We start from the raw sequence: 25,290 nt of genomic DNA on the forward strand, positions 1-25,290 counted from the left end.
ACTTGTCGTGTGAACGTGTCCGTGAACGGGAGCCGTGGGGGAGGATCCCGCAGTGCAACTGTGCGCACCGCGCCGATGACATCGGGCTGATCAGTGCTTTGCGCCAAGCCTCCTCTCCCACTCCCGGCCATCCGGGAAACTGAAATCGCGCAGTGAGGCGGGGAACATTTCGTTCCCGGCGCCAGGGGTCGATGGCGGCCAGTAGCGGCCGGCGTGCACGTCCACCGGTGTCACGAAGTGTTCGTGAAGGTGGTCGACGAATTCGATCATCCGGCCCTCCATGGAGCCGGAGACGGCGACGAAGTCGAACATCGAGAGGTGCTGCACCGCTTCGCAGAGGCCCACGCCGCCCGCATGGGGGCAGACCGGCACACCGAACTTTGCCGCCAACAGGAGGATGGCCACGTTTTCGTTGACTCCGGCCACGCGGACGGCATCGATCTGCAGAACTTTCAGCGATTCCGCCTGGAGCATCTGCTTGAAGATGATCCGGTTCTGCACATGCTCACCAGTGGCCACCGGCACCGGGGCAATTCCCCGGGCGATGGCGGCGTGGCCCAGGATGTCGTCCGGGCTGGTCGGCTCCTCCACCCAGGCCAGGTCGTAGGGGGCCAGGGCCGTGATCCAGTCAATGGCCTGCGCTACCTCCCAGCGCTGATTGGCGTCGACCGCCAGCCGGATCCCCGGTCCGATGGTCTCGCGGGCCAGCCGGACCCGGCGTACATCGTCGTCCAGATTGTCGCCGACCTTGAGCTTGACCTGCTCGAAGCCGTCCGCCACTGCCTCCCGGCAGAGCCGGACCAGCTTCTCATCGGAGTAGCCCAGCCAGCCCGGGCTCGTGGTGTAGGCCGGGTAGCCCAGCTCCTGGAGCCCCGCGATCCGCGCGGCTTTGCCGGGTTCGGCGGCCCGCAGGATCTCCAGCGCTTCCTCCGGAGTGAGTGCATCGGTGAGGTAGCGGAAATCGACCAGTGCTACCAGTTCCTCGGCTGTCATGGAGGCCAGCAGCTGCCAGAGAGGCAGGCCCGCACGTTTGGCTTTGAGGTCCCACAAGGCGTTGATCACGGCACCGATGGCCATATGGATGACGCCCTTTTCCGGGCCGAGCCAGCGCAGCTGGGATTCGTGTACCAGGGTCCGCCAGGTGGCACCCATATCGCCCAGCAGGGCATCCAGCTCAGCACCGAGCAGCATGGGCTCCAGCGCACGGATGGCGGCAACCTCCACCTCATTGCCCCGTCCAATGGTGAAGACAAAGCCGTGGCCCTCCAGGCCATCGACGGAATCGGTGACGATACGCAGATAGGCGGCGGAGTAGTCCGGGTCCGTGTTCATCGCATCGGATCCATCGAGGCTCTCCGAGGTGGGGAACCGCACGTCGGTGATCTCCAGGGACGTGACACGCGCCTGGGCGGGAACCGGGCAGGCCTCGCTGATCTCTGTTCCGTCTACCGTAAGTGCCACTGCGTTCCTTCATGATCTGGTGGTTGCATCAACAACCCCACCTAAACATCCGATGTATAACTTGTCAACAGGAAATTTCTGCGGAAGAATGTCGATGAAGACCGTCAAGAGTTCAGATGATTCACCACAACGGGTGGCAAAGCCTCCGGGCGAAGGGAACTCAGCATCAGGCAAAGGAGCAGTGCATGCGACTCATCCGGGTAGGTGCCCCCGGCCAGGAACGACCGGCTGTACTGACAGAGGATCCGAGCGGAGGCATTCCCGGGCAAGCCTGGGACGCCTCCAGCGTGACCGCGGACTACGATGCCGAATTCTGGACTACCGAAGGCCCGGCACGACTGCGCGACGCCCTGGCGGCAGGTCAGCTACCGGCGCTGGATCTGAGCGGACTGCGGATCGGCGCTCCGGTCACCCGTCCCGGGAACCTCGTGTGCATCGGGATGAACTATGCGGCGCACGCCGCCGAGTCCGGCGCCGCTCCGCCCACGATCCCGGTGGTCTTTCTCAAGCCCACCAACACGGTCGTCGGCCCGGACGATGCTGCCCCCATTCCCCCGCTGAGCGAGCGCTATGACTGGGAGGTGGAGCTGGCCGTCATCGTCTCTCAGCGACTCAGCTATGCCGCCAGCCCCGAGGAAGCCGCCCGGGCGATCGGTGGCTATGCGGTGGCCAACGACCTCTCCGAGCGTGACTACCAGCTTCCGGGCGCAGCCGGCCAGTGGACCAAGGGCAAGTCACTGCCCGCCTCCACACCGCTGGGCCCCTGGCTGGTGCTGGCCGAGGACATCGATGCGAGTGATCTGCGCCTGCGCAGCTGGATCAACGGTGAACCCCGCCAGGATTCCAGCACAGCGGACCTGATCTTCAAGGTCCCCTTCCTGCTGCACCACCTGAGCCAGTACATGGTGCTTGAACCCGGTGACGTGGTACTCACCGGCACCCCGGAGGGCGTCGCGCTCTCCGGCCGCTTTCCCTATCTCCAGGACGGCGATGTCGCCGAGCTGGAGATTGCCGGCCTGGGGCGGATGCGCCAGGAGTTCTACCGCGCTGTTCCCGGCTCCACTCAGGGAAGCCAGTCCACCCAGGGAGCACAGTCATGAGCCAGGACTTCGATCAGCTGGTAGCCGTCGTCACGGGCGGCGCCTCCGGAATCGGCGCGGCAATTGCAGCCCGACTGCAGGAGCGCGGCGCCTCGGTGGCCGTGCTGGATCTGCGGATCGATGACCTATCGGAGGGGCAGTTCGGCGTCGTCTGTGACGTCTCCGACGACGATGCCGTCCAGGCAGCGATCGCGGCCGTCACCGACCACTTCGGCCGGCTGGACGTACTGGTCAACAATGCCGGGATCGGCGCGCAGGGCACCGTTGAGGACAACACGGATGAGGAATGGCATCGCGTCTGGGACGTCAACGTCCTGGGCCTGGTGCGGCTCAGCCGTGCCGCCCTGCCATGGCTGCGCCAGTCCCCTGCGGCCGCCATCGTCAACACCTGCTCCATTGCCGCGACGGCAGGCCTGCCGCAGCGTGCCCTGTACAGCGCCACCAAAGGTGCGGTGCTCTCGCTCACCCAGGCGATGGCTGCCGATCATCTGCGTGAGGGCATCCGGGTGAACTGCGTCAACCCGGGTACTGCGGATACGCCGTGGATAGGCCGGTTGCTCGGCACCGCCCCGGATCCGGCTGCGGAGCGCGCTGCCCTGGAGGCTCGCCAGCCGCACGGACGCCTGGTCTCCCCGGCAGAAGTGGCCGAAGCCGTGGCATATCTGGCCAGCCCACTGGCCGGCTCCACCACCGGGACCTCGATTGCCGTCGACGGCGGCATGCAGGGCCTGCGCCTGCGCCCTGCTGGGAGCTGAGCCAGGGCGGGATCTAAGCCCGCCGAAAGCCCGCCGAAAGCCCGCCGAAAGGGCGCCGCAGTGCGCGAGTGGTGAGGTTATGCCCTCAAGCGACGCGCTTGAGGGCATAACCTCACCACTCGCGCGGGCACAGGGACACTACCCTGAAGTCACGAGCTCGTAGTACCCGTTCCACGCTGGGCTAGCGAGGCAGAGTCAGAACACGGCTACGCCGGAAGCCACCAAGGCAAGGCAGTCGTAGGTCAGCCAGTCAGTATTGGCCACGAGCGTCACACCACTGCATCCCAGCTCATGCGTGACCTCATCGATTCTTTGTAGGTAGAGCCTCCGGTCACAACGGAAACCGGCTCAGCTGACCAGGTTGTCCGGCGAACAGGATGGACATCCGCAGGGAGCCTTCCAGAGACTCCCAGGAATCCAGCACCGGCTCGGTCCGCGGCACTGTGGCCGTACCGCCATCGGCCCTCATCTGGCTGCTTTTCCCGCTCTTTAGACCGTATCCCTGAGGAGAACTCCTATGCGTCACCCGGGGGTGCCGACCACGCCGTCCAGGTAGAACCAGCGGCCGTCCTGCCGTATAAAGCGGCTCAACTCCTCCTGCACCCCGCGCCGAGAGCTCGGCGCGGCTCCGCCGTTGGGCTCCACGCGGTAGCGCGCACGGAAGCTCACGGTACCCTCCATGTCGAAGGGGCCGCCCGCAGTGCTGGCGAGGATGTCCAGGCGAGTCCAGTGAATCTCCGGGTCCAGCGCCAACTCGGTGGGCCTCGTGCCCGGGTGCCAGCTCGCCAGCAGATACGCGGCCTCGCCCAGAGCAAAGGCGCTGTAGCGCGAGCGCATCAACGCCTCCGCCGTAGGAGCCTGCGCCTCGCCCCGGTGGAACCGCCCGCAACACAGCACATAGTTCTCCCCACTCAGGCAGGGGCATCGCTGCGGCGTCGGGGATTCCGGAGTGCAGGATTCCGGTCTCTGGGAAGGGTCCATTCCCCCAGAGTAAACGGGACGTGGCACCTACGGCACACCCGGTAGACTGGTGGGGCAAGCTCGCGGAGCGCTGGATGCACAGAGCGGCACCTCCTGGAGGTGTCTGCGGGTGTCAGCGTGAGACGGCACCCGTTTAACGCTGATCCTCTGGACAGCTCACCTCCGCGATGTTTTCTCCGCCCCGTGAAATGAAAACAAGAGGTGACCGGATGCCCCGGATCGTTGTCGATGTCATGCCCAAACCCGAGATCCTCGATCCGCAGGGCAAAGCCATTGTGGGGGCTCTCCCCCGCCTGGGATTCACCGAGTTCTCTGCCGTCCGTCAGGGCAAGCGCTTTGAACTGACCGTAGAGGGCGAGGTCACGGAGGCCCTTCTGGCTCAGGCCCGGGAAGCCGCGGAGACGCTGCTCTCCAACCCGGTGATCGAAGACGTCGTGAACGTTGAGGTCGTCGATGACTGAGCTGCTTTCCACTGACATGCCGACCGACTCGCTGACCGCGGACGTCTCCGCCGCCCGGGTGGGCGTTGTGACCTTCCCCGGCACGCTGGATGACCGGGACGCCATCCGCGCCGTCCGCCTCTCCGGTGCCACCGCGGTTCCACTCTGGCATGCGGATTCCGAGCTGCAGGACGTGGACGCCGTCGTCATCCCCGGCGGATTCTCCTATGGGGACTACCTGCGGGCCGGCGCGATCTCCCGCTTCGCCCCGCTGATGTCCCGCATCGTCGATGCCGCCACCTCCTCTGCCAGGCTGCCCGTGCTGGGCATCTGCAACGGTTTCCAGATCCTCACCGAGGCGCATCTGTTGCCCGGATCGATGATCAAGAACGACCATCTCAAGTTCCTCTGCCGCGACCAGGTGCTGCGCGTGGAGAACACTGACACCGCCTGGACCAACGCCTATGCGGCTGGTGCGGAGATCACCATCCCGTTGAAGAACCAGGATGGCCAGTACATCGCGGACGAGAAGACGCTCGATGAGCTGGAGGCGGAGGGCCGAGTGGCCTTCCGCTACGTCGGCTTCAATCCGAACGGCTCCCGCCGCGACATCGCCGGCATTTCCAACGCCGCCGGCAACGTGGTGGGCCTGATGCCGCACCCTGAGCATGCTGTGGAAGCTGGCTTCGGCCCGGAATCCCTCCCCGGTGAAACCCAGAACGGCACCGACGGCCAGGGCTTCTTCACCTCTGTTCTGACCACCATCCTGACCCATGCTGCGGAAGGCGCCCGATGACCGCGGAAACCGCCAAGAAGTTCAACATCGACACCGTCGAAAACGCCGCCAGGACCCCTGACGTCGAGCTGCCGTGGGCCGAGCTGGGCCTGAAGCAGAACGAGTTCGACGACGTCGTGAAGGTCCTGGGCCGCCGCCCCACCGGCGCCGAGCTGGCCATGTATTCCGTGATGTGGAGCGAACACTGCTCCTACAAGTCCTCCAAGAACCACCTGCGCCAGTTCGGTGCGAAGGTCACCGAGGAAATGAAGAAGGACATGCTGGTGGGCATCGGCGAGAACGCCGGCGTGACCAACCTGGGCGACGGCTGGGCCGTGACCTTCAAGATCGAAAGCCACAATTCGCCGTCGTTCGTGGAGCCCTACCAGGGTGCCGCCACCGGCATCGGCGGCATTGTCCGCGACATCATCTCGATGGGCGCCCGCCCGGTGGCCGTGATGGATCCGCTGCGTTTCGGCGCCATCGACCACCCGGACACCGCCCGCGTCATGCACGGCGCAGTGGCCGGCATTGGCGGCTACGGCAACTCGCTGGGCCTGCCGAACATCGGCGGCGAGATGGTCTTCGACGCCATCTACCAGGGCAACCCGCTGGTCAATGCCCTGGCCGTGGGCGTCATGCGCCACGAGGACATCCGCCTGGCCAATGCCTCCGGCAAGGGCAACAAGGTGGTCTTGTTCGGTGCACGCACCGGCGGCGACGGCATTGGCGGCGCCTCGGTGCTGGCCTCGGAGTCCTTCGATGACACCAAGCCCTCCAAGCGCCCCGCCGTCCAGGTGGGCGATCCCTTCGCCGAGAAGGTGCTCATCGAGTGCTGCCTGGAACTGTTCAAGGGCTCCCTTGTCGAGGGCATCCAGGACCTGGGCGCCGCGGGCATTTCCTGCGCCACCTCGGAGCTCGCCTCCAACGGCGACGGCGGCATGGAGGTTGAGCTGACCTCCGTCCTGCTGCGCGATCCCACCCTGACCCCGGGCGAAATCCTGATGTCGGAGTCGCAGGAACGCATGATGGCGGTTGTCACCCCGGAGAACATTGCCGCGTTTGAGGCCGTCATGGAGAAGTGGGCCGTGGAATACTCCTGGCTCGGTGAGGTCACCGACACCGGGCGCCTGATCATCACGTGGGAAGGCGAAGTCATTGTCGACGTCGACCCGCGCACCGTGGCCCACGACGGCCCGGTCTACGACCGCCCGTACGCCCGGCCCGAGTGGCAGGATGCCCTGCAGGCCTCCCGTTTTGCGGGCTCGGAGGCCGATGCCGACCGCCCCACCGATGCCGAGGGCCTCAAGGCAGCCGTGCTGGAGCTGGTCGCTTCGCCGAACATGTGCTCCAAAGACTGGATCACCAACCAGTACGACCGCTACGTGGGCGGCAACACCGCCATGGCGTTCCCGGACGATGCCGGCGTGGTCCGTGTGGATGAGGAAACCGGTCTGGGCGTGGCCCTGGCCACCGACGCCAACGGCCGCTACACCTTCCTCGACCCGTACCACGGGGCGCAGCTGGCGCTGGCCGAGGCCTACCGCAACGTCGCCACCTCCGGCGCCGTGCCGATGGCCGTCAGCGACTGCCTGAACTTCGGCTCCCCCGAGGATCCGGATGTCATGTGGCAGCTGGCAGAGTCCATCCGCGGACTCTCCGACGCCTGCATGGAGCTGGGCATCCCGGTGACCGGCGGCAACGTCTCGCTGTACAACCAGACCGGCACCACACCCATCCACCCCTCCCCGGTGGTGGCTGTGCTGGGCAAACTGGACGACGTCGCCCGCCGCACCCCCTCGGGCTGGAAGGAAGACGGCCAGGCCATCTACCTGCTGGGCACGACGGCGGCCGAGCTGGATGGTTCCGAATGGGCCAATCTGCGCGGACACCTCGGCGGGCTGCCGCCCACAGTTGACCTCGCTGCCGAGCGCGCCCTGGGCGAGATCCTGATCAACGCCTCCCGCGACGGCATGATCGATGCCGCGCACGACCTCTCCGAGGGTGGCCTCGCGGCAGCCCTGGTGGAGTCTGCGCTGCGCTACGGCGTCGGCGCCCGGGTGGGGCTGGCTGAGCTGGCCCAACGCGACGGTATCTCGATTTTTGAGGCGCTGTTCTCTGAGACCCAGGCCCGAGCGCTGGTCGCCGTGCCGCGGTCGGAGGAAGTCCGCTTCAACGACATGTGCTCGGCACGGGGCTTCGCGCACCTGCGGATCGGTGTGGTGGACGCACAGTCCGGGACGCTGGATGTTCAGGGAGCGTTCAACTGCTCACTGGCGGAGCTCCGCGAAGCGCACGAAGCGACCCTGCCGAAGTACTTCGGCTAGGAGAATCTCCCCGCTCTGCGCAGCCCTCTCCCCCTCCCAACTAGGTAGCAGAGGGCTACTGCGACCTAGTTGGGAGGGGAACACAGGGGCCCGGCATCAGCGCCAGAAGTCGTTGAGCTGCCCGGCGAACGCCTGCCCCTGCCGGTAGCCGCCCTGGGCTGCCGGTACACGGGTTGACGGGTCCAGGGCGTTGGCGTTGAACACATCGCCCGCACCGGCATCCGGGAAGACGGTCTCCACGGCGCTGCCCGCCGCGCGCAACTCAGCGACCTGTGTTTCCAGGTCCATCCCCCACCCGAGAGGATGCCGCGACCGGCCGCTGAAGGGATCCAGCACCAGGACCCTTCCGTATCCAGCCGCCAGGTCGGTGTTGGAGCTACGCCGGTAGCCTCCGTTGAGGTAGCGGTTCTCACCGATCCAGTAGGGCGTCATCGCGGAGGTGCTCGCAGCGACGGCATCCACCAGGTCGATGCCGCTATGGCGAGCGAAGACCACCGGCTCCCCGGTCCGCGCATCGACCGCGGCGATCAGAACGCGCTGCTCCGGCCATTCGTGACGCGGAAGCCTGGCCTCGACGACGGTCCGCCAACGGGCCGCGTCAGCACCATCGGAGGTGTCCCGCTCGAGCGCAGCGGAGCCCATCGCACGGCGCATGGCTGCGGCGTCCTCCGAGGCAGCGATGATGCCGTCCGACCACTCCAGGTAACTCTGGCCGTTGAGAGTCGGGCCAGGACGGCGAAGCGATCCGGCAGAGCCAGCCCGTGGCGGCTGAGGCTGCTGGCTTCCTGCGGCAAGGATGGCGGCGTACAAGTCAGCGGGTTGCGTTCCGCTGGTGATCTGGGCCGCGACCGTTGCTCCTGCCGAGGTGCCCACGATGAGCTCGGCCTCAGTGAGGTCGACGCCGGCATCGGCCAGGCCGGCAATGAGCCCGAGCTGCCACGCGTTGCCTGCTGCGCCGGCACCGGCCAGAACCAGAGCCCGGTCGGAAGAGTGCGAGTGTGAAGAATTGATGTTCATGGGAGTCCCCTTTCGCGAAGTGCTTGTCGGGGCTCCCGGGTGGCGACTGGACTAACTGACTAGTTCAGCCGTGGAATCGTGGTCTGCAGGGGAGCACCCATTGCGGATACTGCATACATGGGTCTCACCTCCTCTTGACGGCTCACGATCACGGCAATGTTTGCATATGTTCCCTGCCGCGCGCAATCGGCCGATGCCGCAGCCTGGGGCCACGGCCTAGGCTGCTAGCCGTTCAGCGGCGCGCAGATACCGCTTCGTCACCAGCGACTGGACCGCCCGCGCCACGGGCGCACCCAGAGTGTACAGGCCCGGCGAAGGCACGCTGTAGGCAAGGATCACGCAATGCACAGCTCCGTCATCGTCCAGCTGAGCTGCGAACGCTTCCTCGCCCGATGCCGGATGGCCAGGCAGCGTGCCATAACCGAAGCCGATCAGCCTGGGACCTGATTCCGCCCAGACCACCCGGCAAGGCGCAGGCAGCCGGAAAGAGCCCCAACCGAAGCCGGTGACGACATCGGCCCCTACGGTGACCGGAGCGGAAGCAGACACGCTCAGCCCGGCCCCGCGCTGGATTCCCCAGCCAAGAATGGCGCTTCCCAGCCGCTGAAAGATGTCTTCACCGTGACCGACGGCCACACGATGGCGCACCGCGCGGAATCCGGCAGGCCAGGCCACAGGCCGCCGCGACACTCCAGAACCGGCCTGATCGGAACCGGCAGGGGTGGCCAGAATGTGGTCCGAATCCAGCAATATCCGGCTCATGCCGACCGGCTGGTACGTCAGCTCCTCGACGTTCACTGGCTCTCCGTTCCTCTGGCGACCAGCCCACGCCACTCCAGCGCCTCCTGCTGTGATTTCGGCAGACCGGAGACCACCAGATCATAGGAATCTTCGATCAGATCACGGATCAGTTCCTCCGGGAGCCCGCCCGTACAATCCACCGTATTCCAGTGCTTTTTGTTCAGGTGATAGCCGGGGATGATCTCGGGATGGGCCGCCCTCAGCTGCTCGGCGAGCGTGGGATCGCATTTCAGCGACACGGTCAGCGGGATGCTGTCCTCACGGAAGGCCGCGAACATCTTTGCGGGAGCCCCGGCAGTACTCACCGCCCGGACCTTCAGGACGGAGGTCTCCGGCCCGAACGGGAAATCCTCAAAGGCTCCCGGCATTCCCAGGCAGAGTCGACGCAGTTGATCAGCGTTCATCAGGCCAGTTTAAGGTAGTCCTCCAACAGCACCACCTGCAGTCCGGCTGCCTTCTGCGCCGCCTGGAAAGCAGCAAAGTCCTGAGCGAACTCAGGCCGGAAATGCATGAGCACAATGTCGCCGGGACGTAGCGATTTGCCCGTCTGGTATTCCATTCTGCCCGCGTTGGCCTTGGTCTCCCAGTCGACAATCGCCTTCATCCCGCAGTCGGCAACCGCCTTGCGCACGGACGGCGTATACGGGCCGCCCGGCGGTCGGAAAAGGACCGGGCGGCGGCCGTAGGTCTTCGCCTCAAAATCCGCCATCCCACAGATCTCCGCTTTCTGCTGCGCATAGGAGAGCTGAATCAGGTTCAGCGGGTGGGTCATGGTGTGGTCCTCGACCTTGCTGCCGGTCGCGGTGAGTTGTTTGAAGTACTCCGGGTCATTCTGGATGAACATGTGTGCCAGGAACAGGGACGCCTTGACCTTGTTCTGGTTCATGACCTGGATGATCTCCGGAGTCTTGGTCCCGCCATCGTCGATTGTGAGGAAGACGACTTTCTGCTGGGTGGGAATCCGCGTGATCACCGGGACCATGCCATTTTCGATGGGCGGCAGCACATAGTCCGGAACAATGTCCGGCTCGGCGGGGGTCGGCGTGGCAGTCGGTGCAGCCGAAGGCGCCGTCGGCGTTGGGCTGGGCTTGGAAACACCCGCGATCATGGCAGATTCACCGGAAATCCCCGTGCCTGCCTGCGGTGAGGCATTGGTCACCGTCCGGTAGACAAGGAAACTTCCACCGGCCAGCACGATGACGGCCAGCCCAGCGACCAGCGCCCAGAACCAGGGTTTGCGGCGCTGGGCAGGCAGCGGTGCATCAGACATAAAACATCCTGAGAAGCGAAGGTACTTCCCGTCCAGCGGTTGCTGGCGAGCGAGGATAATGCGGCGTTAATCTGTGGCTTCTCGGTCCCCCCGGACAGCCTCTGGCTCTATGATAAGCCACCCGCGAGGCGCGGTGCTTCAATCGCCGGGCACATGTCCATGACCACGGCGAGCCCGGCCTTCTGAGCACGGTGCGCTGCTGCCTCATCGATGACTCCCAGCTGCAACCAGACGGCCCCGGCGCCTACCGCGATGGCCTGATCCACCACCGTTCCGACCCGCTCGGAATTCACGAAGCAGTCCACTACATCGATGGGTCCGGGAACCTCTGCCAGGCTCTGATAACCCTCAGCGCCGTGCACCCCTTCGCCCCGAGGATTCACCGGAATGATCTCCTGGCCCAGATCGTGCTGAAGGAAGCGGGCCACGCCATACGCCGGACGCGCTGTGTTGGTGGACAGCCCTACGACGGCCCAGCGTCCACGGGTGGACAGCAGCCTCCGGATGGTCGCCTCGTCACGGTACTCGCTCATACCGCCAGCGTACGCCCATGAGCCCTGAGATCTGCTCCGACTTCTCCTCCCCAATGGCGCTGCCGGGACCTTTATCCACATATCGCCCGTTGTGGCGCGATCGGCCTGTTTCCTGGCCCTGAATCCTTGCACTGTGAATGGACCCTTCACTCACTACCGGAAGACTTCCTCATGACAGTGCTTCGTTCTCGCAGATCGCCCATTCTCCCTCGTCGACTTCTTCGCCCCCTCGCCCCTCTCCTTCTGGCTCCCCTACTCGGCGTGACTCTGTTACTGGGTCTTTTTGCCCTGCCAGCGCAGGCGGTCGGCACTGGCTGGACGCTAGGTGCGGGCCTGGGAAACTCTGCGATCTGGGTCGGGCAACAGCGCAATGTGGACGGACTGGTGGTCTACTGCACGGATCAGCCGCTCGCCGCCCCGGCCGTTGCCGATAGCTACAGCGACGGCCACCGGGGAGGATTCGTTCGCCACGATGGGCAGTCTCTGCCTGAGGCACACAATGCTGCCGTTTCCTATCTTCTGCACCGCTGGGGATCCACCACGGACCGGGCGACGGCCGCCGCAGTACAACTTGCGGTCTGGGCTTTCACCTCACCGAATGCCCAGTGGGGATCAACGGGGATGCAGGCCATTCTTCAGGCAGCGCAGCTCCCAGCCGCCGTGGTGGACCAGGCCCGCACGATGACCGAGCAGTCACTGCGGTTTGCCGGCCCGTACCGGGTGGATGTGGCGTGGCTCGAACCCGGGCTGGCGTCGGTTCAGGTACTGGGCGCTGCCGGAGTCCCCGTGCCGGGGCTCGGCGTCCGTGCTGAGGTCGGCGGAGCAGCCCAGCTGGGTGGAGCGCCATCGTGGGTCAGCGCAGAGACGCCGCAGACTGTGGCCGTCGCGCGGTCCTCCCGGCAGAGCGCAGAGCTGCGGATCACCCTTGACGCCGCACCCCAGCCACATCTGCAGTGGTTAGAGCCCTCGAATCCCGGCGCACAGCGTCTTTTCACCCAGGCGGTCACCGGGGCACTCAGCGTGGCCGCGACCCTGCCGACCCCGGCTGCCGTGCAAATGCAGGTAGTGACTCAGACTTCGCAGAATCGGCTCGCTGCAGGCGGCGCACTGGGAGACGCACTGCAGGTCTCGCTCGCGAATGGTGCAGCCTGGCCACGGGATCTCTCCTCCGGTGCGGCACTGGGCGTCAGGGTCGATTCAACCCTCTGGGGTCCTTTCGATCAACCGCCGGTGGAGAGTGATGCCGTCCCGGTGGGCTCGCCGACTGTCGGTACGGTCAGCACGGCGGTCAACGGCCCGGGGCTCTACCAGACCGCCACACTGACGGTGCAGAAGCCCGGCTACTACGTCTGGACCGAAACGCTCAATCCGGCAGCCCAGGGTCCCGACGGTGCAGCCTTCCTGCCCTGGGCCTCCCGCTTCGGCGTGGCCAGTGAGACCACCGCGGTGCCCTGGTCACCGCAGCTCTCCACCGTACTCACAGCGGTTCAGACCTCTGACGGCCATGCACTGACCGACACACTACAGATCCTTGATACCCCGGCTCAGCCCGGTCCGCTGACCGCAACGCTGACCTTGTATGGCCCGCTCGCTGACCGCCCGACGCTCTCGGCGACAATACCGCCTGGTGCCCCGGTGGTGCGCAGCGTCCAGGTGCCTGCCGTGAATGGAACGCAGGTCGACCTCGGCGTGGTGGACGGCATCGGCTGCTACACCGTGGTGACTGCGCTCGATGCCGCAGCCACGGTCAATGCCGTGACGAGTGCCTTTGGGGAACCGAGTGAGACGTTCTGCAGGACTGCGCCGGTCAGCAGCACCTCAACGACCACAACACCCGTGACGGAGCACCCCGCAACGGCACCTCACCTACCGGAACCCGGGCCGGAGTTGGCAGCCACCGGGATGGTCACCTCAACAGGGTGGCTGGCCGTCGTGGGCCTGGGATTGCTTGGCACCGGTCTTTTGCCCTTCGCCTGGCATCCGGCAAGCCGACGCATTGCCCGGAGGCGACACTGAAGGGGCCACGGGCGCAGCGGGATGAGACGACGCGACGGGACCACGCCTCAGTGGGCGGGTACGATCTCCCGCACGGACGTCAACCGACGGTTCTTGAGCACCGGCAGGAATTCCCGGACTTCCTCAATGCGCTTGATCGTGACCTCTGCGCTCACCAGCCCCACCGGCTCCTCGTTGAGATAGGCCATGGGAACGCCCATCGGATCCACGATGGCGGAGTGACCAATGCAATGCGCGCTGGTTGAGCCGGCTGCGGCGACCCAATAGGTGTTCTCAATGGCACGGGCCTTGAGCAGGGTCTCCCAGTGATCGATCTTGTGCTCACCCTTGAACCAGGCGGCAGGAATGCACAAAAGATCGACGCCTTCTTCCGCCAGGGCGCGCGCCAGCTCGGGGAACCGCAGGTCATAGCAGGTCATCATGCCGACCGTGAACTCACCGATGCGGACCGTGCTGAGACCACCGTCACCGGGCATGATGCGCCGCGACTCCTGGTAGGAGAACGCATCATAAAGATGCAGCTTGCGGTAGGTGCCCAGAATGGAGCCATCCTCGGCGACCGCAACAAGGGTGTTGTAAGGACGTTCGTCATTGCTCGGCTCATAACCACCAGCGATGATCGCCACCGAGAACTCAGCTGCGATCAAGGTCAGCTGCTGCACAAAAGTGGTCCAGTCTGCCTCCACGGCCTGACGGAAGTCGCCCTCCACCTGGCCCACACTGAACATGGCCTCTTCAGGCAACAGCACCAGCTGACTGCCCTCTGCCGCAGCTTCAGCCACCAGCTCCCGAATGGTCTGGAGGTTCCCCTCCACGACGCCTTCCGGGCTGAACTGCGCAACGCTGACCTTCATGGCTACCCTCTCATCGGGCCGAATCGGTGCCACTCCGGCATCAGGCCTCACTGCCAAATGCCACCGCTGCACCGAAAATGCCTTCTCAGAATAGCGGACCACTCCGCCGCTTCCACACCTCAGTAAACAGGTGACGGAGGCTCTGACCCCTCGCCTCAGACATGCTGACGGGGATACCATATCCACAGGGGCGGGGCGAAAGATGTTGTGGACCAAACTGCTGGCGGAGATCCATGCCGATCTGGCGAGACCCGACAGTCTGGGAGTGCTATTGGTGGGGCCTTCCGGAACAGGCAAAACCACCGTCCTGGCTAGATTGCGTGCTGAACTGACCGAGCACAGCGAGATTCTGCAGTTCACACCGCATCAGGCCATCTCCAGTCTTCCTCTTGCTGCGGTATCAGCAGCGATCGCCCTGACCGGTACCACCTCAACATCCTTCGCAGGGGGACCTTCTTTTCAGGCCGCTCTCGCTGCGGTGCTCACCAGGCTCCGGGAACTGACCAGCTCCGGCTCGCAGGCATTTCTCCTGGTGGACAACGCCCATTTCCTCGACCAGCAAAGTGCCGCGGTACTCTCCCAGGCCGCCAGCATCAGCGGTGCCCGCCTGATTCTGGGCCAGCGGTACGGAGCCAACGCGAACGCCCTGACGCAGTTGTGGCGGGACGGTCGCCTGGTCAGGCGGGAGATCGGTCCGATGAGCCCCAACGATTCGCTGGCTCTGTTGAGCGAACTGCTGCCGGGGCAGATCTCCACCACTGCCAGCAGTTATTTCATCCAGGGGGCAGCCGGGTCTCCGCTGGCGCTTCAGGGTCTGGTCAGCGGTGGTCTCGAAGAGGGATCCCTGACCTGCGAAGACGGCCTCTGGATGGTCTGGAGTCCGAGCGGACGCTTCGGGCGTGAGTCTCTGGAGGTCGTCCGTGAGGATCTCTCCGCCCTGGAACCCGGGTGCCGTCAGGCCCTGGAGCTGCTGGCACTCGCTGGCCCGCTGCCCCCAGTTGTCCTCCTGGACCTCTGCGGGCGGGACAATTTTGATGCCATGGAACTGGCTGGGCTGGTCGTTCTGGACCAGTCCGTGCACCGCAGGGTGCGGCTCAGCTACCCCGCTCATGCCCACGCCATCGCCCAGTTGGTCAGCTCCGGGCATTCGCTGAGCCTGCGTGAAAGTTTGCAGACAGCCTTCGATCCCTGGACCACAGGTACGCCGGAGAACAGAATCGCAGATGCCATCTGGGCCCTGGAGTTGGGAGCTCCGATTCCGGACGCACGCCTTCTCGAAGCCGCTACTGCGGCCAATGAGGCTCTGCACAGTGACCTTGCGTTACGGCTGGCCACCGCTGTCGCGGATCCGGACTCACGGGCCGCCGCACTCGCGGAAGAAGCAATGGCGCGGTTCTTCCTTCATCAACCACAACTGGCCATCGCCGCCGCCCAGCAGGCCCTGCTGCTGGCCTGCGATGCCGAGACGGCTTCCCGAGCCATGTCGACCTTGCTCAGCATCCACCTGGCGATGCCTGGATCCCTCTGGGCGAGCGGTGACAGGATCCGACGGTACGCTGCCGACTACCCGCCGGGCCAGAATACGACTGCGCGTACGTCCGCGTCCCCCAGTTCCGGCTCTCCCGACTCCATGCAGTCGCACGCGTTGATTGCTCTTCTTGACACCGTGGAGGCCGCATCCCGCGGGGACTTCAACACAGCGCACCAGGTCGCGGCGGAGGCCTGGGAATACCGGGATGCGCTGCCACTGACCCTGAGACCGGTCTGCACGCGTGCCGTCTGCACCGTATGGACCGCGAGCGGAGATTCGCGCCGCGCCGTCGCCCTGTTCCAGGAGATCCTGAGTGAGCCCGCAGCTGAGGGGCCCGAAACCTCTGCGGAGCGGCTGCTGATGTTCAGTGTTGCGCTCTCAGCGTTTCTCCACGGCGGGGCGGGGGTTCTGGCCCAGGAGTTGTTGGACAGCGCCTCAAGCTATGAGCCCACGCTGGGGACCCAATTGAGCGGGCTGTGCCAGCTCGGACTGGGGATTATCAATCTGGTGAAGGGGCACCCCTCGGCCTCCCTGAGTGAACTGGGCGCCGCGGTCATCTCGCTGCAACGGTACGACCCCTGGGGAGTCTTGCCACTGGCTCAGGGCTATCGCGCCTATGCCCTGGCGCTGAAGGGACTCACAGAGAGCGCACGAGCCCAGATCAGAGACATTGAGAGATCGACCAGCAGCCTTCCTGACACCCATCTGATCGAGGCGCAGGCGCTGGCCGCTGCGGCACGAGGCTTCCTCGGAGAGCGAGAGGAGGCCTCGGCCAGGTTGATTCAGCTCGGCGCCGACAGTGAATCAGCCCGTCACCGATCGGTGGCGTTGACCATTCATGCCCTCCGGGTGCGGATCATGGACACCTCAGGTCTGGACGCCTTCCAGCAACTGGCGGAATCGATGCGATGCGAACGCGCTCTGCGGTGGAGCCTACTGATACCTGTTATTCAGAATCGGGACGCCAGCGCCCTGGAGAAGGCCTCGCTGGCGACCCTCCGAGCGGGTGATCCGCTGCTTGCTGCGGAGCTTCAGTCCATGGCAGTCCGCGCATATCAGGGCCGCGGTGAGTCTGAGGAGAAGCACCGGGCCGGTCATCGCCTGGCTCAGCTGGTCCAGCGTCTTCAGGGCCTCAGTTCACCCTGGTTGCAGTCCGTCGATGCCCCGGGGCTCACCCGCAGGGAACAGGAAGTGGTCAAGCTGGTGATCTCCGGCCTGAGCAACCGTCAGATCGCTGAACACCTCAGCCTGGCGGTGCGTACGGTGGAGGGCCACCTGTACCGCATTTTCGCCAAACATGGCCTCTCCTCCCGCGAGGAGCTCGCCGATCAACTCGGGCTTCTTCTGGGTCCAGGAACCGAACAATCCTCCTCCGATGCGCGCAGCTTCGGTTAAGAGTGGTCCGCTCACAGAAAACGAGTGCTCATCACTCAAGACCAGTACAGCTGACCCTCCTAGGCTAGGCAGCGGGAACAAAACGTAGCCGTACGGCCGATCAGTATTGGGGGGATACCGGACGTAGGGGACCCGTTGTCGCACCTATGAGGACGCAACGCAGAGAAGGGTCGCACTGGGGGGAATCAGTGCGACCCTTCTGTTTACGCGGAGTCGATGTTCACGCGGAGTCGGTCAGGCCGCTGTCAGTCGATCAGATCGTGCAGGACGATGGTCTGATCGCGATCAGGCCCCACCCCGATGGCAGAGAACCGGGTCCCGGACATCTTCTCCAGCTCCAGCACGTAGTTCCGGGCATTCTCCGGCAGGTCTTCGAGGGTCTTCGCATCTGAGATGTTCTCAGTCCAGCCGTCGAAGTACTCAAAAATCGGCTTCGCATGGTGGAACTCGGTCTGCGTCATCGGCATCTCGTCATGACGCACCCCGTCGACGTCATAGGCCACGCAGACCGGAATCTTCTCGATGCCGGTGAGCACGTCCAGCTTGGTGACGAAGTAGTCGGTGAAGCCGTTGATCCGCGAGGCGTGGCGAGCCAGCACCGCGTCGTACCAACCGCATCGACGGGGGCGGCCGGTATTGACGCCGAACTCGCCGCCGGTCTTCTGCAGGTACTCGCCCATCTCGTCGAAAAGCTCGGTCGGGAACGGACCGGCACCCACCCGGGTGGTGTAGGCCTTGATGATGCCCACGGTCCGCTTGATCCTGGTCGGCCCGATGCCGGATCCCACCGACGCCCCACCTGCGGTCGGATTCGAGGAGGTGACGAAGGGGTAGGTGCCGTGATCCACGTCGAGGAAGGTCGCCTGACCGCCCTCCATCAGGACGACCTTGCCGTCATCGAGCGCTCGGTTGAGTTCGATGGTCGAGTCGATCACCAGCGGCCGCAGCCGCTCCGCGAAACTCAGGAAGTAGTCAACAGTCTCGTCAATATCAATGGCGCGACGGTTATAGACCTTGACCAGCAGCTCGTTCTTCTGGGCCAGCGAGCCTTCCACTTTCTGGCGCAGGATCGAGGCATCAAAGACGTCTTGCACCCGGATACCGAGCCGCGCCACCTTATCCATGTACGCCGGGCCAATACCGCGGCCGGTGGTTCCGATCGCCCGTTTGCCCAGGTAGCGCTCGGTCACCTTGTCCAGCACCTGATGATAGGGGGCCACCAGATGGGCTTCAGCGGAGATCCGCAGCTTAGAGGTGTCCGCGCCGCGTGCATCGAGCGCATCGATCTCTTCGAAGAGCGCTTCAAGGTTGACGACGCAGCCGTTGCCGATCACCGGGATCGCATTGGGGCTGAGGATGCCGGCGGGAAGGAGCTTGAGCTCGTACTTCTCACCGCCGACGACGACGGTGTGGCCGGCATTGTTGCCGCCGTTCGGCTTGACCACGTAGTCCACGCGGCCGCCGAGCAGGTCAGTGGCCTTGCCCTTACCTTCATCGCCCCACTGGGCGCCGACGATCACAATTGCTGGCATGGGATCCTCCCTGAGGATTCGGCAAGACTTGACCCATCCAGCCTAGTCGATTGCAGCGTGGCGACCGTCCGCATCGGCAGAGCGGGATAGGAGGAATGTGATCACGAGAGATTGGTGCAGGTGGCACCAAGGCTCAGAATGACCCCCATGGCGACCTTCACTTTAGCGGGCACGGACGCCCAGGGTGCGGTACCAACGGTCATCACGATGGCAAGGTCCTTGGTGGCACCCAGCCCCACGAGGCTTGACAGCAGGGTCATCGAAATCGATGTGGTGTATTCCGCAGTGGTACCCGTCGTATTGGCGGCAACATCAAAGGTGGTGCTGCTCACCGGAGCCAGAGGTGTGCCGGTTCCACCTGTCGAGAGGTACAGGGAGGCATTGGCTTTGGTATACCCAGCCGGTGGAGCCCAGTAGATACCCACATAGGCCCCGATGCCGGCGATTCCGGCGTTGTAAAAACAGGGCTGGGTCAGCGATGCTGCGGGTACCGAAGCAGCCGCCCCCAGCGACCGGCCGTACACCCACTCGTGGTCGCTCCAGGCTGCGGAACTTGCGGCGGTCGTCCCAGCCACCAGCACCAGGGCAGTCAGCACCGCGAGCGCCATCATCCGGAGCGGACGGCCCAGCAGTCGTTGGCACAGCGAGGGTAGGGTCCCGATCATCGAGCCGCTCCTCCCCTGCCTCTGTGACGACCAACGTGACGGCCACGCATCAGCACGCCGACGCTGCCCAGCGCCACGAGCCCCAGGCCGGCCAGCACCGCCGGAACCAGCTCGGCCCCGGTGACGCCGAGCTCTCCCGGAGCGGGATCATCCCCCAGGCCGGTCACCCCGATGCCGAGTTTCAACAGGGGGCTCTCCGCCGATGGCGCGGAAAGTGAGCCGCCTATTCCCGAGGTGGACGATGCCGTCTGAGCTGGTGCAGTCTGGGCTGGCCGCTTCAGGGTGAACTTCAGAAAGGAGGGCGAGCCCTGGTGGAGGTCGGCGAGCGGCACCCGGACCGCGCTGTTGACTGCCGAGAGCGGAACACTGGCGACTCGCTGCATGCCACCACCGGGGCAGGCCAGGACCTGATTCAGACCACTGCTCCCCTGCCACGGCTGAGCGCATTCCTCCACTGCAATCTCATCACTCCAGGCGTCCCCCAGGGAGCCCTGCGCGGTGAGCTGCAAGGAAGCAGTCGCGGTCGGTCGGGAACTCAGACTCACCCGGACCTGCCAGCTGAAGGAGTTACCTGCAGTGAGCGCCGGAAATTCCAGAGGGTAACGCGAGGAGGCCAGCGAGACGTAACCGGGAATACCGGTCTCCGGCACCGCAATGAACCCATCGTCCGCGTGTGCCGGGGTCGCTCCCCACGGCCCGGGTAGGCCGGACAGCCATCCCACCGGCAGCATCGCCCCCAGGAGCAGGCCTGCCACGACGCTCCGCCGGGAGACTCCCCGGGAGGCGCGCGCCTTCCAATGTCGGCCAGCCCCGGACAATCCGGCAGCTGAGACACCCGATGACGCGTCCAGACCACCGGGAGCACCCGGCCCGACGGACTCCGGGCCAGCAGACGTCGCCTCAACAGACTCCGGACCATTCGGCTCCGCACCATCCGGCGTCGAACGCCGAGGCCAGAAGGCCCAGACCACCAGGGTTGCCAGAATGGGCGTGGCAGCACCGATGAACCAGGGTCCACGTGCGGCCATGATCCAGCCGCCCAGCGAGGGAACCGTCAGAACGACCTTCTGAGCCGTGGTCACCTCATAGGGCAGCGGGTCCTCCACAGTGTTGGCATCCCCCTTGAGGGTCAGCGAGGTGGTCCCACCCGGCGCAGCAAGCGGGGAAACCCGCACCACCCGGTGTGTCACCAGGGCACCGCCATCGGTCCGCTTGACTGACACCACATCGCCGGGCTGCAGATCCTGTGCCTTCTCCTGCACGGTCAGGGACAGGGCACCCACTGGGTAGAGCGGCTCCATGGAGCCGGTTCTGAAGACGACAAAGGAAGCCTTGACAAAGAATCCCAGAACCAGAGCGGCCAGGCAGGCCAACCCCAGAAGGGCCAGCACCGTGAGCACCGTCTCCCGGCCCGCGCGCAGGAGAACCCTCGTCACTGCATTCACAGTGCTGGCCTTTCCGCTGTTCTGGGCACTACCTGCGCTGGGCCGGTCGTCCCCATACCCGGATGCTTAGGAGCCCACCGTGCTGGTGAAGCGCCACAGCGGAACCGTCGCCTGCCCCTGAAGCGTGCTAGGGGCAGTGGTAGGCAGCGTGATGGCGAAGCAGACATCCACCGCCGTCCCCGGGACCGCCGAGGTGGCCCCGGCCGGAAGGGCGATCGGCACGGCTGAGGCAGTGCTCAGAGCAGAGCCCGCCGCGACCAGATCGGTAGCCCCGGTCAGCACACCAGCCGCGCAATTGGCCTTGGTCACACCCAGCATGGCCCGGTACGTCAGGGCGGTGTACAGGGCTGTGGTGTTTGTGGTCGTGTTCGCCCCGGCCAGCTGCACGCCCTGGGCCAGGGTGGCGGTGAGCGCCTGGGACCCTGCGGCGGCACGCAGCTGCATCGGTGCGTACACAGTGGTACCGGGGAGCATGGCGGAGGAGGTGACACCGAAGGTCAGCGCACCGTCCACGTTCGCATCCGGAAGTGTGGGCATGTTCGGCTTGGCGCTCCAGGCATCGGCGCCGGTGCCATTGGTATTGGAGAAGGTGTTCTGCTCCATGTGGTAGACCTTGGTTCCCGGGCCGTTGTTGCCGCCTGAGCTGCCGAAGAGCCATTCGTTGTCGGTCCAGGCCGCCAGTGTGAAGGTGGCACCGATGCCAAGAATAATGCCGCCGGCCAAGAGTGCACGGATTTTGGTGGCTTTGGTGCTGCGATGTCGAGTGGTGGGTGTGCTGTTCATGATGCCCCCGGGCGATCGGTCGCGCCAGAGGAGAGTTCCCGGGGCACGAGATGGAGATTTTTCAGTCTGAGCCCCCAGAGAACAGATGTGTGCACAATTCTTCACTGTGACAGTTATTTGTCAACGTCACAGAAGATAGAGTTTTCACAAATGTGAAAAGGCTGAAGCCGGATCCGATGTCGAGGAGCCTCATGAGCGCCACCACCGCCCACCGATCAGCACGCAGCCGCCGGCTGCTGCCCCTGATGGCACGCCGTCATCCCCATGAGCCACATCGCACGGCCACCCCGCTGGAGCTGCTCTTCGACCTCGTCTTTGTGGTCGCGGTGGCCTTCGCCGGCAGGTCCTTGCTCGGCTATGAGGAAGAAGGCCATCTGGCGGTCGGCATCCTCGGCTACGCCATGGCCTTCGCTGCGATCTGGTGGGCCTGGATGAACTTCACCTGGTTCGCCACCTCCTACGACACCGATGATTGGTACTACCGGATCCTGACCATCGTCCAGATGGGCGGTGCCCTGACCTTCGCGGCAGGTATCCCGGGCATCGCGAATCCCGAGCATCCAGATTTCACGTTGGGGGTGACCGGCTACCTCATCATGCGCCTGGCCATGGTGGCGCAATGGCTACGCGCTGCCGCCAGCGACGCCGTCGGGCGGAAAACGGCTCTGGCCTACGCTATCGGCATCACCGTGGTCCAGGTGTACTGGGTGATCTACGCGCTCACCCTGCCGCCCGGCGCCACCGTGGCACTTTTCTGGCTGGGCATGGCCCTGGAGCTCTCCGTCCCCGTAGTGGCGGAGCGATTCAAGCTCACCGAATGGCACCGTCACCACATCACCGAACGCTACAGCGGCTTCACCATCATCGTGCTGGGCGAATCCATCCTCGCCGCCGCCACCGCCGTCGCCGAGGTGCGCAAGGAGGCCGATCCGGCCGGCATCGTGCTGATCGCGGTCACTGGGCTGGTCATTGTGGCGAGTATGTGGTGGATCTACTTCGCACTCCCCCAGCACGAACTGCTCACCAACCTGCGTCAGGGCCTGTTCTGGGGTTACGGCCACTTTGTCGTGTTCGCCTCCGCCGCGGCGGTTGCGGGCGGCATCGAGATTTCACTGCTGACCGAACAGCACCATCTGGACGCCCTCAGCTCGGTAGAGGCTGCTGCGACCCTCACCGTCCCGGTGGCCCTGTACGTTCTCATGGTCTGGCTTCTGGTGGTGCGCCCGCAGAGCACCCTGCCCACTCACCTCCTCATGCCGTTGGCTGCGGTGCTGATCGGCTTCAGCGCCTTCCTGCCTGGCTCCGCCCAGATCACGGCCGGGGTGCTGGTGGCGCTCGTGGCGTTCCTGACCATCCACACGGTGCCGCATCGGACCAAGCATCTCGACTAGGCCCCATGGCTAGACAACCAGTGCCTGCACAGGCTGTCCGCAGCCGGAGGAACTGTTGGCAGTTTGTCCATCGCAGGTTGGTGAACTCTTGTCGAACAAACCCCTCCGAAGGCTTAACTCCTGCTGTCAGAGGCTACCGATGGCGGTATTTTCGTCATGGTGCATCACCGTCAGATCACGGTGGGCACCAACTCCCAGGGGGATATTTCTCAAGACGCAAGAATCGCACGTTGCGCGTATCTAAGGACACCTCATGAACCTTCGCAGGAAACATACTCTGGCCTCAACCTTGGCGGTAGGCCTCACGGCCAGCAGCCTGGCCCTCGGACTGATCGGCTCGCTCCCGGCATCCGCCGCAGACGGGCCCTCGACCACCTCACCGATCAAGCACCTCGTGGTGATCTTCGGCGAAAACGTCTCCTTTGACCACTACTTCGCCACCTACCCGAAGGCCGCGAACCTGCCCGGTGAGACGCAGCAGGGCAGCGGGGCAGCCGCGCCTGCTTTCCAGGCAGCGCCGAATACGCCCAAGAACATCGCCACCCTGGCGCAGGCCGATCTTTTGGCCCCGAACAACCCCAACTCGGTGCAGCCGGCCCGGCTGACGCCATCGCAGGCCGTCACCTGCGACCAGGACCATGAGTACACGGCGGAGCAGAAGGCCTACAACGGCGGCCTGATGAACAAGTTCGTCGAAAACACGAGCATGGACAGCTGCGCCGGCAAGTTCGGTCAGCCCGGACTGACCATGGACTACTACGACGGCAACACCGTGACCGGCATCTGGAACTACGCTCAGCACTTCGCGATGAGCGACAACTCCTTCGGGACGACCTTTGGCCCCTCCACCCCCGGGGCGCTCAACCTGGTGGCGGGCCAGACCCATGGCGTCACTGAGTTCACTGCGGCGGGGGTCCCGGTGAAGCCGACCTCCAGCACCTACACGGTGAAGTTCCCGAACGCCAACGGTGTGGGCACCATGACCGAGGACCCTGACCCGGTCTATGACGACTGCTCCAACAGCAGCCACGCCAATAGCTACAACCTGGCGGCGATGCAGGGCAAGAACGTGGGCGATCTGCTCAACGCCAAAAACGTCAGCTGGGGCTGGTTCCAGGGCGGTTTCACCCCGACGACGGCAGCCACCGCGAGCAGCCCGGCCGCCTGCCTGAGCTCGCACACCAATGTCGCCGGGGCGAAGGCCACCGACTACAACCCGCACCACGAGCCCTTCCAGTATTACCAGTCGACGGCCAACCCGCACCACCTGGCACCGGCCACCACGGCGGAGATCGGCCACAACGGGCAGGCCAACCACCAGTACGACCTGACCGACTTCAACAAGGTGGTCAACTCGGACAACATGCCTGCCGTCTCCTTCCTCAAGGCAGCGAACTACCAGGACGGGCACGCCGGATACTCCGATCCGCTCGATGAGCAGGCCTTCGTCACCAGCCAGCTCAACGCCATCCAGCAGTCAAAGAACTGGGACAGCACCGCCGTCATCCTGATGTACGACGATTCGGACGGCTGGTACGACCATGTGGCCGCGTCCCCGAAGAACTCCTCCAACACCACCGACGACGCCGCCTGGTGCCTCAATGCTGCCAAGCAGGGTGTGCCGATGGCTGGTGGCTACGCGGACCGTTGCGGCCCGGGACCGCGACTGCCGATGATCGTGGTCTCTCCTTACGCCAAGAAGAACTTTGTGGACCACACGCAGACCACCCAGTCTTCGGTGCTGCGCTTCATTGAGGACAACTGGAGCACTGGACGTCTGGGAGATTTCTCCGCGGATGCGACCAGTGGATCGCTGAGCAATATGTTCAACTTCAACCACCAGCGGGATATCAAGCTGCTACTGAACGTGAACAACGGCACCGTGGCGCAGAAAACCGGGCCTGGGCACAACGATCAGGGTGACCAGGGCGACGACAACCAGGGCAATCAGGGCCAGGACGGCTGATTCCGCCTAGCTCTGGCCTGGACTCTGGCTTGGACCAGGCCCCTGAGCATGACGGCCGTTGTGCCTCCCAGCTGGGAGGCACAACGGCCGTCATGCTCAGGGGCCTGGTCCAAGCCAGAGTCCAGGCCAGAGCTAGGCGGAATCAGCCGTCCTGGCCCTGATTGCCCTGGTTGTCGTCGCCCTGGTCACCCTGATCGTTGTGCCCAGGCCCGGTTTTCTGCGCCACGGTGCCGTTGTTCACGTTCAGTAGCA

General features: G+C 65.0%; 22 protein-coding genes. 9 read left to right on the forward strand and 13 right to left on the reverse strand.

Annotated elements, in window-relative coordinates; all coding sequences use genetic code 11:
• Positions 1-90: 90 nt before the first annotated feature.
• Positions 91-1,434, reverse strand: a complete 1,344-nt coding sequence (locus QQM37_RS05255) for an L-fuconate dehydratase (protein ID WP_285725553.1) — start codon at positions 1,432-1,434, stop codon at positions 91-93.
• Between the two features lie 212 nt (positions 1,435-1,646).
• Between QQM37_RS05255 and QQM37_RS05260 the strand changes: the two genes are divergently transcribed.
• Positions 1,647-2,561: a fumarylacetoacetate hydrolase family protein gene (locus QQM37_RS05260; RefSeq protein ID WP_285725528.1), complete on the forward strand. Its 915-nt coding sequence runs from the start codon at positions 1,647-1,649 to the stop codon at positions 2,559-2,561.
• Positions 2,558-3,316, forward strand: a complete 759-nt coding sequence (locus tag QQM37_RS05265) for an SDR family NAD(P)-dependent oxidoreductase (protein WP_285725529.1) — start codon at positions 2,558-2,560, stop codon at positions 3,314-3,316. The genes QQM37_RS05260 and QQM37_RS05265 overlap by 4 nt, the downstream gene beginning before the upstream one ends.
• A 331-nt stretch (positions 3,317-3,647) precedes the next feature.
• Here QQM37_RS05265 and QQM37_RS05270 read toward each other — a convergent pair whose 3' ends face one another.
• Positions 3,648-3,785: a hypothetical protein gene (locus tag QQM37_RS05270; RefSeq protein WP_285725530.1), complete on the reverse strand. Its 138-nt coding sequence runs from the start codon at positions 3,783-3,785 to the stop codon at positions 3,648-3,650.
• 53 nt (positions 3,786-3,838) lie between these two features.
• Positions 3,839-4,297 carry a YchJ family protein gene (locus QQM37_RS05275; RefSeq protein ID WP_285725531.1) on the reverse strand — a complete coding sequence of 153 codons (459 nt, stop codon included), beginning with the start codon at positions 4,295-4,297 and terminating at the stop codon, positions 3,839-3,841.
• Positions 4,298-4,506: 209 nt separating this feature from the next.
• On the opposite strand from QQM37_RS05275, the gene purS reads away from it, so the two are divergent.
• From purS to purL, 3 genes are read left to right on the forward strand one after another with little or no spacing between them, the layout of a single operon-like run.
• A complete protein-coding gene (gene purS / locus QQM37_RS05280) occupies positions 4,507-4,758 on the forward strand; it encodes a phosphoribosylformylglycinamidine synthase subunit PurS (protein ID WP_285725532.1) in 252 nt (83 codons plus the stop codon).
• Positions 4,751-5,533 carry a phosphoribosylformylglycinamidine synthase subunit PurQ gene (purQ, locus tag QQM37_RS05285; protein ID WP_285725533.1) on the forward strand — a complete coding sequence of 261 codons (783 nt, stop codon included), beginning with the start codon at positions 4,751-4,753 and terminating at the stop codon, positions 5,531-5,533. The genes purS and purQ overlap by 8 nt, the downstream gene beginning before the upstream one ends.
• The gene (gene purL / locus QQM37_RS05290; protein ID WP_285725535.1) at positions 5,530-7,839 is read left to right on the forward strand and encodes a phosphoribosylformylglycinamidine synthase subunit PurL; all 2,310 of its coding nucleotides are present in this window, start codon (positions 5,530-5,532) and stop codon (positions 7,837-7,839) included. Before purQ ends, purL begins: the two co-directional genes overlap by 4 nt.
• 96 nt (positions 7,840-7,935) lie before the next feature.
• Here the strand turns inward: purL and QQM37_RS05295 are convergent, their stop codons facing one another.
• From QQM37_RS05295 to QQM37_RS05315, 5 genes are all read right to left on the reverse strand, one after another.
• Positions 7,936-8,856, reverse strand: coding sequence for a patatin-like phospholipase family protein (locus QQM37_RS05295; protein ID WP_285725536.1), 921 nt, complete (start codon positions 8,854-8,856; stop codon positions 7,936-7,938).
• Between the two features lie 216 nt (positions 8,857-9,072).
• Positions 9,073-9,654, reverse strand: a complete 582-nt coding sequence (locus QQM37_RS05300) for a DUF1990 family protein (RefSeq protein ID WP_285725537.1) — start codon at positions 9,652-9,654, stop codon at positions 9,073-9,075.
• Positions 9,651-10,061: an MmcQ/YjbR family DNA-binding protein gene (locus QQM37_RS05305; RefSeq protein ID WP_285725538.1), complete on the reverse strand. Its 411-nt coding sequence runs from the start codon at positions 10,059-10,061 to the stop codon at positions 9,651-9,653. Before QQM37_RS05305 ends, QQM37_RS05300 begins: the two co-directional genes overlap by 4 nt.
• Entirely contained in the window at positions 10,061-10,927 is an 867-nt protein-coding gene (locus QQM37_RS05310; protein WP_285725539.1) for a polysaccharide deacetylase family protein, read from the reverse strand. Before QQM37_RS05310 ends, QQM37_RS05305 begins: the two co-directional genes overlap by 1 nt.
• A 107-nt stretch (positions 10,928-11,034) precedes the next feature.
• Entirely contained in the window at positions 11,035-11,460 is a 426-nt protein-coding gene (locus QQM37_RS05315) for a CoA-binding protein (RefSeq protein ID WP_285725540.1), read from the reverse strand.
• 261 nt (positions 11,461-11,721) lie between these two features.
• Here QQM37_RS05315 and QQM37_RS05320 point away from each other — a divergent pair, with 261 nt between their 5' ends.
• On the forward strand, positions 11,722-13,476 hold the full coding sequence (locus QQM37_RS05320; protein ID WP_285725541.1) for a hypothetical protein: 1,755 nt from the start codon (positions 11,722-11,724) through the stop codon (positions 13,474-13,476).
• Between the two features lie 47 nt (positions 13,477-13,523).
• On the opposite strand, the gene QQM37_RS05325 is transcribed toward QQM37_RS05320, so the two are convergent.
• Positions 13,524-14,330 carry a carbon-nitrogen hydrolase family protein gene (locus QQM37_RS05325; protein WP_285725543.1) on the reverse strand — a complete coding sequence of 269 codons (807 nt, stop codon included), beginning with the start codon at positions 14,328-14,330 and terminating at the stop codon, positions 13,524-13,526.
• A gap of 202 nt (positions 14,331-14,532) precedes the next feature.
• Here QQM37_RS05325 and QQM37_RS05330 point away from each other — a divergent pair, with 202 nt between their 5' ends.
• Positions 14,533-17,256: a helix-turn-helix transcriptional regulator gene (locus QQM37_RS05330; protein WP_285725544.1), complete on the forward strand. Its 2,724-nt coding sequence runs from the start codon at positions 14,533-14,535 to the stop codon at positions 17,254-17,256.
• A 245-nt stretch (positions 17,257-17,501) separates the two neighbouring features.
• Here the strand turns inward: QQM37_RS05330 and QQM37_RS05335 are convergent, their stop codons facing one another.
• The 4 genes from QQM37_RS05335 to QQM37_RS05350 form a co-directional block, all read right to left on the reverse strand.
• Positions 17,502-18,788, reverse strand: coding sequence for an adenylosuccinate synthase (locus tag QQM37_RS05335; protein ID WP_285725545.1), 1,287 nt, complete (start codon positions 18,786-18,788; stop codon positions 17,502-17,504).
• 101 nt (positions 18,789-18,889) lie between these two features.
• Complete coding sequence (locus tag QQM37_RS05340; protein WP_285725546.1) at positions 18,890-19,453, reverse strand: hypothetical protein; 564 nt, start codon at positions 19,451-19,453, stop codon at positions 18,890-18,892.
• Entirely contained in the window at positions 19,450-20,889 is a 1,440-nt protein-coding gene (locus tag QQM37_RS05345) for a signal peptidase I (protein WP_285725547.1), read from the reverse strand. Before QQM37_RS05345 ends, QQM37_RS05340 begins: the two co-directional genes overlap by 4 nt.
• Positions 20,890-20,964: 75 nt before the next feature.
• Positions 20,965-21,681 (reverse strand): hypothetical protein, encoded by a 717-nt coding sequence (locus QQM37_RS05350; RefSeq protein WP_285725548.1) that lies wholly within the window; start codon positions 21,679-21,681, stop codon positions 20,965-20,967.
• 191 nt (positions 21,682-21,872) lie between these two features.
• Between QQM37_RS05350 and QQM37_RS05355 the strand changes: the two genes are divergently transcribed.
• On the forward strand, positions 21,873-23,072 hold the full coding sequence (locus QQM37_RS05355; RefSeq protein WP_285725549.1) for a low temperature requirement protein A: 1,200 nt from the start codon (positions 21,873-21,875) through the stop codon (positions 23,070-23,072).
• Between the two features lie 253 nt (positions 23,073-23,325).
• The gene (locus tag QQM37_RS05360; protein WP_285725551.1) at positions 23,326-25,038 is read left to right on the forward strand and encodes a phospholipase C; all 1,713 of its coding nucleotides are present in this window, start codon (positions 23,326-23,328) and stop codon (positions 25,036-25,038) included.
• Positions 25,039-25,290: the final 252 nt, after the last annotated feature.

This window comes from Psychromicrobium xiongbiense (genome assembly GCF_030271165.1).
GTDB classification, from domain to species: Bacteria; Actinomycetota; Actinomycetes; order Actinomycetales; family Micrococcaceae; genus Renibacterium; species Renibacterium xiongbiense.